The organism is Kutzneria chonburiensis, assembly GCF_028622115.1.
In the GTDB taxonomy this organism is placed as follows: Bacteria; Actinomycetota; Actinomycetes; order Mycobacteriales; family Pseudonocardiaceae; genus Kutzneria; species Kutzneria chonburiensis.
This window is the reverse complement of the sequence record NZ_CP097263.1, coordinates 3,112,120-3,124,453: the sequence shown is the minus strand read 5'-3', so window position 1 is coordinate 3,124,453 and position 12,334 is coordinate 3,112,120. Positions and strand designations below refer to the sequence as shown.

The 12,334-nt window shown below is 69.3% G+C and carries 6 protein-coding genes and 1 pseudogene; 3 read left to right on the top strand and 4 right to left on the bottom strand.

Annotated features, from left to right (window positions below):
• Nucleotides 1–56: 56 nt before the first annotated feature.
• Together M3Q35_RS48870 and M3Q35_RS48865 are read left to right on the top strand one after the other, a co-directional pair.
• A pseudogene (locus M3Q35_RS48870) lies at nt 57–152 on the top strand (hypothetical protein); the annotation flags it as partial.
• Between the two features lie 255 nt (nt 153–407).
• Entirely contained in the window at nt 408–2,714 is a 2,307-nt protein-coding gene (locus tag M3Q35_RS48865; protein WP_420704776.1) for a type I polyketide synthase, read from the top strand.
• Between the two features lie 54 nt (nt 2,715–2,768).
• Here M3Q35_RS48865 and M3Q35_RS14235 read toward each other — a convergent pair whose 3' ends face one another.
• Together M3Q35_RS14235 and M3Q35_RS14230 are read right to left on the bottom strand one after the other, a co-directional pair.
• Complete coding sequence (locus tag M3Q35_RS14235) at nt 2,769–4,487, bottom strand: 3-hydroxyacyl-CoA dehydrogenase family protein (protein WP_273942221.1); 1,719 nt, start codon at nt 4,485–4,487, stop codon at nt 2,769–2,771.
• 166 nt (nt 4,488–4,653) lie between these two features.
• On the bottom strand, nt 4,654–5,796 hold the full coding sequence (locus M3Q35_RS14230; RefSeq protein ID WP_273942220.1) for a glycoside hydrolase family 27 protein: 1,143 nt from the start codon (nt 5,794–5,796) through the stop codon (nt 4,654–4,656).
• Nucleotides 5,797–6,198: 402 nt separating this feature from the next.
• Here M3Q35_RS14230 and M3Q35_RS14225 point away from each other — a divergent pair, with 402 nt between their 5' ends.
• Entirely contained in the window at nt 6,199–9,285 is a 3,087-nt protein-coding gene (locus M3Q35_RS14225; RefSeq protein ID WP_273942219.1) for a glycosyl hydrolase 115 family protein, read from the top strand.
• 4 nt (nt 9,286–9,289) lie between these two features.
• On the opposite strand, the gene M3Q35_RS14220 is transcribed toward M3Q35_RS14225, so the two are convergent.
• The gene (locus M3Q35_RS14220; RefSeq protein ID WP_273942218.1) at nt 9,290–10,636 is read right to left on the bottom strand and encodes a BNR repeat-containing protein; all 1,347 of its coding nucleotides are present in this window, start codon (nt 10,634–10,636) and stop codon (nt 9,290–9,292) included.
• A gap of 53 nt (nt 10,637–10,689) precedes the next feature.
• A complete protein-coding gene (locus tag M3Q35_RS14215; protein WP_273942217.1) occupies nt 10,690–11,955 on the bottom strand; it encodes an SGNH/GDSL hydrolase family protein in 1,266 nt (421 codons plus the stop codon).
• Between the last annotated feature and the right edge of the window lie 379 nt (nt 11,956–12,334).

Here is a 12,334-nt window from a genome sequence, read left to right as displayed (position 1 = left end):
GCACGGCTTCGAACGGAACTCGGTCCACTGCCCGCAACAGCCACGAGGAGCGGTTCTGGGCCGCCGTCGAGCAGGAGGACGAGCAGACGCTGACCAGTCTGGGCGCGCCCGCCGAACTCGTCCCGGCACTGCCGGCATTGGCCCAGTGGCACCGAGAATCCCGGTGGCAGAGCACGCTCGACTCGTGGCGGTACCGGATCGCCTGGCAGCCGGTGGCCGAACCCCGGTCCGTGGCCCAGGTTCCGGGCACCTGGCTGGTGGTCGTGCCGGCGGCCGACAACGGCGAGGAAACCGCCGCCACACTGCGGGTTCTGACGCGAATCCTGGCCGACACCGTGTTGGTGCGGACCGGGACCGACCGTGAGCAGGCCAAGGCGACGCTGGCCGACGCCCTGGCCGACGTGCCGATGCTGGCCGGTGTCGTCAGTCTGATCCAGCACCCGGACGCGCTGCTGACCCTCGTGCAGGCCCTCGGCGACACGGGGACGGGCGCGCGGCTGTGGTGCCTGACCCAAGGCGGAGTCGGCACGAGCGACGGCGAGGCCCCGCGAAGCGCCCACGCCGGCGCGTGCTGGGGACTCGGTCTGGTCGTCGGCCTCGAACACCCCGACCGCTGGGGAGGTCTGATCGACCTGCCGGCACGGTTGGGCGATCGCTGCGCCGGCCGGCTCGCCGGCATCCTCGCCGGCGAGGTGGTCGAGGACCAGGTGGCGTTGCGGGACAACGGTGTTCTGCTGCGCCGGTTGCTGCCGGCCCCGGCCCGACCCGCGGTCCGCGCCTGGAATCCGTCCGGCACCGTGCTGATCACCGGCGGCACCGGCTCACTCGGCGCGCACGTGGCCCGGTGGCTGGCCGAGCGGTCCAAGTGCTTCTTCGTGCTGCTGTCCCGCCGCGGCCCCGAGGCGCCCGGGGTCGACGAGCTCGTCGATGAACTGGAGGACGCCGGCTCCCGGGTCGCGGTCGTCGCAGCCGACGTCGCCGACCGCGATCGGATGTCCGCCCTGGCGGCCGAACTCGCGGACCGCGGCGAACCGGTGCGCGCGGTCTTCCACGCCGCTGGCATCGGCCAGAACACCGCGCTCATGGACATGAGCCTGGACGAGTTCCGGACCGTCTACAGTGCCAAGATTGCCGGTGCCACCGTGCTCGACGAGCTGTTCGGCCCGGTCGACCTGTTCGTGCTCTTCTCGTCCGTCTCCGGGGTGTGGGGCAGCGGCCGCTACGCCGGCTATGCCGCCGGCAACGCCTATCTCGACGCCCTCGCCCGGATGCGCCGCGCCCGCGGGCTCGCCGCGACGTCCGTCGCGTGGGGAGTGTGGGCCGATTCCACCATGGTCAGCCCGGAAGCCGAGCAGCAGTACCGGCGACGGGGCCTGATCCCGATGCCCACGGCCAAGGCTCTCGCTTCGCTGGAACGGGTTCTCGACGCCGACGAGCCCACGGCCGTCGTCGCCGACATGGACTGGGACCTGTTCATGACCGGCTACGGCGCTGCCCGTCGGCGCCCGCTGCTGGACGAGCTGTCGCAAGCGCGGCCGCGGGAGGCGACCGTTTCCGTTGTGGGGCAGAGCGATGTGCGGGGCCGGCTGGCCGGGCTGTCGTCGACCGAGCGGGCAACCGTCCTGGACGATCTGGTGCGGGCCACCATCGCCGAGGTGCTCGGTCATACGGACCCGTCCGCCATCGTGCTGGACCAGCCGCTGGTGGAACTCGGCTTCGACTCGCTGTCCGCGGTGCAGGTCCGCAACAAGCTGGGCCTGGCCACCGGGCTCACGCTGCCCGTGATGCTCGTCTTCGACCACCCCACGGTGACGGCCGTCCGCGACTTCCTCGCGGCCGAGCTCGACGGCCCGAGCCGTCCCGCGGATGAGGGGCAAGTCGTGTCCGGCGATGACGAGTCCTTCGCCGCCATCTACCGCATGGTCGCATTGCGCGGCCGGATGGAGGAGGTCGAAGACCTCCTCAGCAGCGCCTCCGGCCTGCGCGACCGCTTCTCCAGCGCCGCCGAGGCGCCGAGCGGCACCCGCTTCGTGCGACTCGCCACCGGGCCGGGCCTCGCCGTCATCAGTTTCCCGCCGTTCGCGCCGGTCGAGCAGACCCTCCAGTTCGTCCGGCTCTCCAGCTTCTTCCGGGACCGCCGGGACCTGAGCATGGTGGCCGTTCCCGGCTTCCTCAAGGGCGAGCCGCTGGCCGAGAGCATCGATGTGCTCATCGATGTGCTGGCCGAGTCGGCCGCCCACTGCGTCGGCGGCGCGCCCTTCGCCCTGCTGGGGTACTCGTCGAGCGGCTGGCTCGCGCACTGCGTCGCGGCCCGGATGGAGGCTCTCGGCACACCGGCCCAGGGCCTCGTGCTGCTCGACACATACCTCCCCGACGGCATGTCGGTCGCCCTGCGCCAGGCAATGACGTACGAGGTGAACGAGCGGCGCTCGCGGTTCACCAAGCTGAACTTCACGTCGATCACCGCCATCGGCGCCTACCGCCGCATGTTCCGCGGTTGGGCGCCGCCGCCGGTCACCACGCCGACGCTGTTCGTCCGGCCCGAGGACTGCGTTCCCGGCGACCCCACGCTGCCCCCGCTCACCGGGCAGTGGCGCACGCACTGGCCGTTGCCGCACACCGAGGCGACGGTGCCGGGGGACCACTGCACGATCGTCGCGGAGAACGCCGACGCCACCGCCGCCCTGGTCCACGACTGGCTGGACACCCTCTGACGAAGCCGGCCCCGTCGTCCCTACCGGGACGACGGGGCCGGCTTCGTGGTGCGACTATCCCTGCGCATCCATGAACGCCCGCGCCGGATGGTTGTGGAAGCCGCCGCCGACCTTGCGGCCCAGCCGTCCCAGTTTGGTCAGCTCGGTCAGCATCGTCGTGGGTTTGACGTCCGGGTCGTGGTTGATCTCGTGCAGCCGCCGCTGGATCGCCTCGCTGACGTCCAGACCGATCGTGTCCATCAGCGCGAAGGGCCCCATCGGGTACCCGAGCCCGCTCTCCACCGCGGCATCGATCTCCTCGACGCCCGCGGCCCCGGCCTCGACCAGCAGCACCGCGTCGTTCAGATAGGGGAACAGCAGGTAGTTCACGATGAAACCGGCGCGGTCGGGACAGTCGACCGGCGTCTTGCCCAGTGACCGCGCCAGCGCGTGGACGGTGGCCAGGGCGTCCGCGCTGCTGGATTCGGTGCGGCTCACCTCCACCAGGTCCATGGCCGGCGCCGGGTTGAAGAAGTGCAGGCCCAGCACGTCGCCGCGACGCTCGGTGGCGTCGGCGCAGTCGCCGACCGACAGGCTGGACGTGGTGGTGGTGAGGATGGCGCCGGGCCGGCAGACCCGATCCAGGCGCCGGAACAGCTCAGCCTTCACGGCCGCGTCCTCGGCGACGGCCTCCATGACCAGGTCGCGGTCGGCCAGCTCCGACATCGCCGAGGACGGGTGCAGCCGAGCCAGGGCGGCCCGCCGCTGCTTCGGGGTCACCTGGCCGCGCCGCACCGCCCGAACCATCGCCGCGTCGATCGCCTCGACAGCGACCTCCGCCTTCTCCTGGTTACGGGCCAACAGGATCGTGTCCAGACCGCCGAGCGCCGTCACCTGCGCGATGCCCCGAGCCATGGTGCCCGAGCCGACGATGCCGATCTTCGTGACCTCGCGCGGCGTGGCTTCCCGGGCCTGGTGCCGCCGTGGCGGCACCAGCGCGCCGGACAGGTCGTAGTCGTAGATGCCTTTGCCGGCCTTGCGGCCCAGTTCCTGGCGCCGCACCATCGCGGTCAGCAGCGGGACCGGGGCATGCGCGGCGCGGCCGGTACGGCGGTGCAGGTCGGACAGTCCACGTTCGACCACGTCAAGGCCGATCCGGTCCAGCAGGGTCAGGGGGCCGGTCGGCAGGCCGCAGCCCAGCCGCATCGCGGTGTCGATGTCCTCGCGGGTGGCGTAGCCGGCTTCGTACAGCGCGACCGATCGGTTCAGGTACGCCAGCAGCAGGTCCCGTGCGAGGTGTCGGGCCGGACCGAATGTCTTCTCGTGCAAGGGAAGCCGGCCGAGCAGCGCCTTCAGTGCGTGCACGGAGTCGTTGTCGGACATGGTGGTTCGGACGACCTCGAAGCCGGTGCCGGGCACCGGCGGCGTCAGCAGGCGCAGGCCCACCACCTTGGTCGGCCGAGTCGACGTTGTCGCCAATGCCGGCAGCGACAGCGACCACGTGGTGGAAACCAGCACCGTGTCCGGCGCGCAGACCGCGGCGACCGCCCGCAGCACCGCCCCCATGACCTCCGCGTCCTCGGCCACGGCCTCGATCACCACGGAGGCGGCCGACAGCGCCGACAACTCGGTGGCCACCGGCACCGATCGGGCCCTCGCCCGTTCCAGGGCCGCGGAATCGGAGTCCACGGCAACGACCGCAATCCCGGCTTCGGTGAGAAGCTCGGCGAAGGCCAGGCCGAACGAGCCGAGCCCGACGATTCCGACCGTCTCTTTCCTGACGCAGCCAGCCACCACAGCCTCCCGCGAATTGTGTCCCGGATTCCCGCCCGGCTATGGGCGATATCGACCGTAATTCGGTGGCGAAACGAGCACAATCACCGGCGACCGCAAACAGGGGGTTCACCCACGGGGTAGGGGGACACGTCGTTTCCCCGTCGGTGCTGGAATGGCCGCTTCCTCACCTGCCGGAGACCCGGTACATCACGACGCCGTGCGCCGGCACCGAGGCCGAGATGGCGCCGGTGGTGGTGGATGTCGCGCCGGACCACAGGTTGACCAGGTTGGCCGCTCCGGCCTTGCCGATCGCGGCCGTGGTGGTGCTGATCGTGGCGGTGGAGCCGGTCTCGTTGAACAGCACGACGGCGACGTCGCCGTTGGTCAGCGGCTTGGCCAGCACGTCGTGACCGCCGGATGAGGACACCATCGTGCCCTGCTTGCCGAGCGGATCCTGGTCGACCGCGATGACGGCCTTGTTGGACAGGATGCTCACGGTGCTGGAGCTCGCGCCGGCGATGTTCGTGCCGGCGATCAGCGGCGCCGCCATTTCGGCCCAGAGACTGAACTCCGCCCGGTCCTCGGTGGTCGACATGCCGTTGCCGATCTCCAGCATGTCGGGGTCGTTCCAGCCGCCGGGGCCGGCGTACGACGCCAGGCGCACGTTGGCGTGGAAGATGCCCAGCATGGAGCTGAAGGACGGCGAGATGTCGCCGGTGGTGCGCCAGCTGTTGCCGACGCCCGCACCCCAGGTCCAGACGTTCTCCTGGCCCCAGTTGCACAGGCTGAACAGGATCTGGCGCCCGGTGGCGGCGAGCGCGTCGCGCATCGCGGTGTAGCGGGACCGGGCGCTGACCCCGGTGTTGTTGCAGTTGTCGTACTTGAGGTAGTCCACGCCCCAGGACGCGAAGGTATTGGCGTCCTGCCGCTCGTGCCCGAGGCTGCCGGGATAGCCGGCGCAGGTGGCGGTGCCGGCGTCCTCGTAGATGCCGATCTTGAGGCCGAGGGAGTGCACGTAGCTCGCCGTGCCGGCGATGCCGTCGGGGAACTTGGCCCGGTCCGGCACCAGATTGCCGTTGCCGTCACGGTTGTGGGTCAGCCAGCAGTCGTCGATGTTGACGTACTGGTAGCCGGCGGCCTGCATGCCGTTGCCGTGCATGGCCTGCGCGGTTGACTTGATCAGGGCCTCGGAGACGTTGCAGCCGTAGGCGTTCCAGTCGTTGAACCCCATCTGCGGGGTCTTGGCCAGGCCGTTGCCCAGTGCCTGCGCCGGCGGAGCCGCCGCCAGCATGACCACCGCGGCGATGAGCAGTGAGAGCCGTTTCATGGAGTTCTCCGTCAGTGCAGGAAGCCTGCGTAGGGGCCGTTGAGGATCCCGTTGCGCTGCTGCTGGTTGAAGGTGCAGGTGGGGTGGCGCAGGGGGCGGGCGGGGCGCGACATCGGGCCTCATATCCTTGTGGCGGCGGCAGGGCGGCGCCGGCCGATGCCCGGACTGTAGCGACTTCGACGCGCTGCCAACGGATCCGCTCGGGTGATTCGGAAACGTTTCGATGCGGGCTCGGCGACCCGTCGTCGAATGTGTCGAACACACCAGGACTTTCGGTGAGTTTCGGAGCACGGTCGCGCCGTGCTAGCCCGGACGGTGGATTACCGCCCGGTGAACGCGGGATACCCTCACCTACTGATCAGTCCACTCGGGACGCTCGATTCTCCTGTCAGGAGACGGTTCATGATGATGACCGAACTGGCCAGGCGGAACTTCCTGCGGCTGCTCGGCGTGCTCGCCGCCGGGACGGCCGCGACGGGAACCGGAACGGCGTTCGCGGCGCCGAGCTACGTGTCCGCGACCGGCAACGCCGGCAGTTTCCCGTTGGTGGCGGGGAAGAAGGCCGCCGCGCTGGTGGTCAGCAGCAGTGACCATCCTGGCGTACAACGGGTTGCCGCCGACTTCCAGGCGGACATCGAACGCGTCACCGGTATACGGCCGGAACTGCACGTCGACGCGATACCCGCTGCGGCGAGGGTGGTGCTGATCGGATCCATCGACCGCAGCCCGCTCGTGCGGGACCTGATCTCCGCCGGCCGCCTGGACGTGAGCGGTATCGCCGGCCAGTGGGAGACCTCGCTCACCCAGGTCGTCGGACAGACGTTGGTGATCACCGGCAGCGACCAGCGCGGCACCATCTACGGCACCTACGAGATCTCCCGCCAGATCGGCGTCTCGCCCTGGTACTTCTGGGACGACGTGCCGGTGGCGCACCAGGACGAGCTCCACGTGCAGGCCGGGCGGCACAGCCTCGGCACGCCACACGTGAAGTACCGGGGGCTGTTCATCAACGACGAGAATCCGGCGCTGGGCACCTGGGCGCCGGCCTTCTTCGGTCCGGGGCTCGCGCCGGGACATGCCGACGGCTTCAACCACAAGTTCTACGAGAAGGTCTTCGAGCTCATGCTCCGGCTGCGGGCCAACTACCTGTGGCCGGCGGTGTGGGGCCGGGCCTTCGCCGAGGATGACCCGGTCAACCACGCCACCGCGACGAAGTACGGCATTGTCATGGGCACCTCGCACGAAGCGCCCATGCTGCGGGGCATCGAGGAGTGGAACCGGCACGCCGTCGCCGCGGTACGCGACGCGAACGGCACCATCGTCACGCCGGGGCACGACGCCTACGGCGGCACGGGGGAGTGGAGCTACCGCCACAACCCGGACGCGCTACGGGCGTACTGGACCGACGGCATCAAGCGCATGGTCGACCAGAACATCGAGGGCGTCGTCACCGTCGGCATGCGCGGCAACGGCGACACCTCGCTGCCCGACGGCGACAGCAAGGACCTGATGCAGGAGATCATCGCCGCCCAGCGCGCGATCCTCACGCAGGTGACCGGCCGGGATCCCGTTGCCACGCCCCAGGTCTGGACGCTCTACAAGGAGGTCCTGCGCTACTGGCAGCAGGGACTGCGGCCACCGGACGACGTCACCGTGGTGTTCCCCGACGACAACTGGGGGAACATGTGCAAGCTGCCCGACCCGTCGCTGCCGCCCCGGGCCGGCGGATATGGCCTGTACTACCACTTCGACTACGTCGGCGCGGCCCGCTGCTACAAGTGGGTCGACACCACGCTGATCGCCAACGTCCGGGAGCAGCTCGACCAGGCCGCCACTTACGGGGTCGATCGCCTGTGGGTGGCGAATGTGGGCGACCTGAAGGGTAATGAGCTGCCGTTGCAGTTCTTCCTCGACTTCGCGTGGAAACCGCTGGCCGTGGAGGACGTACCGGCCTGGGAGCAGCAGTACGCTGCGCAGAGTTTCGGCGCACGGAACGCGGCCGCGATCGCCGGTGTTCTGCACACCTACGGGCGGCTTCAGTCGCGCCGCAAGCCGGAACTGCTCAACCGGAAGATCACCATCACGCCGGGCAAGGACCCCGCCACCGACAAGTCCGCGATCGTCTACGACGACCAGGCCGGCCCGTTCAGCCTGACCGACTACCAGGAACTCGACCGGGTCACCGCGGAGTGGCAGCAGCTGGCCGCCCGCTCGGACCAGATCGCCGGCGCGTTGCCGGCGGCCTACCAGGACGCCTACTACGAGCTGGTGGGCTATGAAGTCAAGGCCGGCGCGAACCTGTATGCGTTGCGGCAGGCCGAGTTCACCAACATCCTCTACGCCGCGCAAGGTCGGGCTTCAGCCAATGACCTCGCGGCAACGGCCGAGGCCCGGTTCGCCGACGACGTCGCCCTGGCCGACCGGTTCAACACGAAGATCGCCGGCGGCAAGTGGCGTGGCTTCCAGACCCAGCCGCACATCGACTACGGCGACGTGGCCCGCTACGGCAAGGACGCCTCCTGGCAGCAGCCACAGCTGAACAACGCCGCCATTCCGGACGTGCTCTTCCCCGCCGTGCGGCGGATCACCCCGGTCGACGGCGCCGAACTCGGCGTGGCCGTTGACGGATCGGACCGCTGGTGGCCGGCCGAGTGGACTCCTGTGCTGCCGGAGTTCAGCCCGTTCCAGTCGCAGCCCGCGCAGTACATCGACGTCTTCAACCGCGGCACGACGTCCTTCGCCTACACGATCACGCCTGGCGTGCCGTGGCTTCAGGTGCAGCCGGCGCGGGGCCAGGTCGTCAAGCAGGTGCGTGCGACGCTGCGGGTCGACTGGAGCAAGGCGCCCAGCGGAACCACCCAGGTCCCGATCGTCGTCACCGGCGCGGGCCGTTCCGTGACCGTGCAGGCCGTGGTCGCCAACCGATCGCTGCCTTCCGGCTGGCGCAACGGTTTCGTAGAGGCCAACGGGTACGTGTCCATGGAAGCCGATCACTTCACGGCCAGCGTGAACACGCCGGCCGCGGCTTGGCACCGCATCCCGGACATCGGCCGCACCGGGTCGGGCATGAAACCCTACCCCGGTATAGTGGCGTCTCAGCCACCGGGGCACGGTCCGCGCCTCGAGTACCGGATGACCCTGTTCACCACCGGAACCGTGACGGTGTGGGCCTTCCTGTCGCCACGCAGCAATGTCCTCTCTTCGCCAGGGCTGCATTACGCGGTGTCCTTCGACAGCGCGCCGCCGCAGGTCGTCGACATCATCCAGGCCACGGGAGTCGATTCCACCGCGATGAACCGGCAGTGGGAGTGGACCATCTCCGACAACGTCAACCTCTCCGCGACCAGGCACACGATCACCGCCGCAGGCCCGCACGTGCTGAAGTTGTGGATGGTGGACCCGACCGTGGTGGTACAGAAGCTGGTGGTGGACACGGGCGGGCTCCGGCCGAGCTACCTGGGCCCGCCCGAGAGCCGCCGCATCCCGTGACGGCTCACCCCAGCCGGAAATCGGCCACGCGGATCGGCGACGGCGTGGCGCCGGTCGATGCCTTCTGGTACAGCACCGACATCACGCCTTCGCTGCGGACCCGAGACGTGTCCACGTCGACCTCGCCGAAGGCGCCGAGTTGGTCGGGGCCGAAGACCTGGGTCCAGTCGGTCCAGCCGCTGGCCTTGGTGGCGGCCACGATCCGGCCGAAGGGCATGACCACGTAGGCGTTGTCCGACCGGTCGAAGACCAGCTTCGACCGCTGGGTGGAGCCGGACGGCACGGGAATCTCCACTTTGGACCAGGAACCGTCGGCCGCCCTGGACAGGAAGAAGGTGCGGCCGTTGCGTTGACGATCCGCCTGGTAGTTGGTGACGCACTGGGTGAAGCGGCCGGGGACGTAGCTGATGAGGGCGTGGACGGCGCCGGTCGAGTCGACGGCTTGGCTTTCCTGGTTCATCAGGCCGTGATCGGGACCGAGTGAATCGACGACCAGCCCGGGCGTGTCGATGGAGACCGGCTTCCCGCCGGTGGAGCCGACGACCGTGCCGGCGTTGTTGCGCCAGGTTCGGCCGCGGTCGTCGCTGTAGACGTAGCCGGTGTCGTGATTGGACAATCCTCCGGCTGCGCACAGGATGCCGGCATTGCCTTCGCGCCACGTGAACGTCGCATAGAGTCGGCCGCTGGGGGCGTAGTCGATGCCGTGCAGGTACATGTTGCGGGTGGTGCTGACCACGCCGTTGGGGCCGGTGTAGTTTCCGGTGGCCGACTGCCACTTGCCGAGTTTGGTCCACCGGCCGCCGGTGTATTCGGCCAGTTCGTTGGTGCCGTTGCCGGATGCGCCGGTGCGGTAGGACAGTTGCAGGGCACCGCTCGGCGTGACGAGGAACTGCGGGTAGGTGATCGATCCGAGGTCGACGCCACCCAGAGTCCGTTGTATGGGGCCGAAATCGGCGGTCGTCCAGGCGTGCGCAGCCGGGTGTGAGGCCAGGCCGGCGATCGAAGCGGTGTAGTAGACGGGATTGTCGTGGGTGTCCATGGCGACGTGCAGTCGTCCGTCGGCGGGGGAGATGCCCAGCGAGATGACGTTGTGCGAGTCGTCGGTCGAGAGCTGATGTGGCAGCTTGATCGTGCTCCACGAGCCGGACGGCTCCTGGCGGCGGGCGATCACGGCGCTGCGGTCGGCGGTGTACCAGGTGGCGTACTGGAAGCCGGCGTAGGACAGGATTCCGCTCTGCTGGAAGGAATCGTTGTTGACCAGGCCGTCGTAGGAGACGAAGTACAGCGCGGTCGGATCCAGTTGCGTGTCGGAGATCTTTGTCGCGGCTGCGTGTGCGTTAGGACCGGCCACGAGGCCGACTGATGCGATGACCGCAAGCAAGGCGTGCGGAAGTCGTGTCGCGGTCACCGGAAGAGCCCCAACGGGACGGCCTGGCCCAGCGCGCGGTAGCCGGCCGGGTTCAGGTGCAGGTGATCGCCGGTGTCGTACGCCGGCAGCAGCTGCGTAGGGTGGGCAGGATCTCGGGCTACGCGGTCGAAGTCGACGACGGCGTCGAACGCGTGGCTGGTGCGGATCCAGGTGTTGAAGCTCTGCCGTGCGGCCTCGCGATACCCGGTCGGGTCGTCATAGGAGTTGCCGCCGAACGGCGTGATCGTCACGCCGTAGACCCGGATGCCGTGTGAGTGGGCGCGGGTGACCATCTGCTGGTACGCGACCATGAGGTTCTGGACGACCTGGTGCTGCGTGGTCGGATCCGCGGTGGCGGTGCCGATGTCGTTGACGCCCTCGAACACGATTGCCCAGTTGATTCCGTCCTGGGCCAGGACATCGCGGTCGAACCGGCCGACGGCGTTGGGACCGAGTCCGTCATGCAGGACGCGGTTGCCACCGGCCGCCTGGTTGAGCACCGAGACACCGCTGCCTTGCAGCCGTGCCGACAACTCGTCCGGCCACCGGTCGTTGCCGTTGGTGGTGGAGCCCCGGCCATCGGTGATCGAGTCGCCCACGATCGCCACGCCCGCGGCGTGCGGGTCGGAGGCCACCTCCACCGCGCTGATGAAGTACCAGTGGTCGACCGGGGTCGCGCCCGACAGGTCGGCGTCGGCCAGGTGGTTGCCCGCCACCAGGTAGGAGGTCGTGCGGGAGCCGGGGTGCGAGGTGATGTTCGAGGACGCCTGGCCGGTGGCCAGGTAGAGCGTGACGGTGAGGTTCGCCTGCGGTGCCAGCGGGAGGTCGACGGGGTCGGAGACGGCCAGTGCCCCGACCGGGATCGTGACCGAGGGCTGGCCGGCGAAGGTCACCGTCCGGCTGGTGTCGGGCTTGATCGCGCTCACACCGGCCTTGCCGTCGGCCGGGAGCGCAACCGAGACGGCGGTGACGGGCAGGTCGGTCCCGCCGAACGCGTTGGACAGCTGGAGCCGCAGCTGCCGTCCGCCGGTCGTCACGTGGACCGTCTGCCGCACCGTGCTGTTGGCCAGCACGAGATTCGGCTGGGTGAACGGTGGCGGCGGCATGTTGCCCGGCTCGGTGAGCTGCGGCATCGCCGTCCATGTGTCCACCCAGCGCGACGCGGCAGCGGGCTGCCCGGACGGCAGGGCGACGGTCGTCGCCGCGAGGCCGATCACCGCTGCGGCGACGAGCGGAGCGGGCCACCACAGTGGCTTTCTCATGAGGCGTCCTAACCAGGGGGCGCGGAAAGCGTTTACCGCATCGAAGCCGGTGTTGGAGATCATTTCAAGGATGATCGAGGAAAGCCCTGTGATGGCCGCCGTCCGGGCGTGAAACTTTCACTGTGCCTTGTGGTCCAAAGGGTCACGCCTGCCCCCGCACGGCACCCGACGGACCATCGCAGCCTTCGTCGCCGAGGCATTACGTCGACAATGCTTGACAGGCTGCGGTGGAAACAAGGCTGCGATTGCGGTCCAGATAGGATGATCCGACCTGGGGCTTCGAGTCGTTCGACGGCCCCGAGTCCATTCGGGACAACTCTTGCCGCCTTGTGTGGAGTGCTCGGGTACGTCTAACGTCCAGCATGACCACCCGAGGAGC

Coding starts and splice junctions, on each gene's coding strand:
- M3Q35_RS48865 (WP_420704776.1), top strand. CDS start 408: ATGCTGGCCGGTGTCGTCAGTCTGATCCAGCACCCGGACGCGCTGCTG.
- M3Q35_RS14230 (WP_273942220.1), bottom strand. CDS start 5,796: ATGAAACGGCTCTCACTGCTCATCGCCGCGGTGGTCATGCTGGCGGCG.
- M3Q35_RS14225 (WP_273942219.1), top strand. CDS start 6,199: ATGATGATGACCGAACTGGCCAGGCGGAACTTCCTGCGGCTGCTCGGC.
- M3Q35_RS14215 (WP_273942217.1), bottom strand. CDS start 11,955: ATGAGAAAGCCACTGTGGTGGCCCGCTCCGCTCGTCGCCGCAGCGGTG.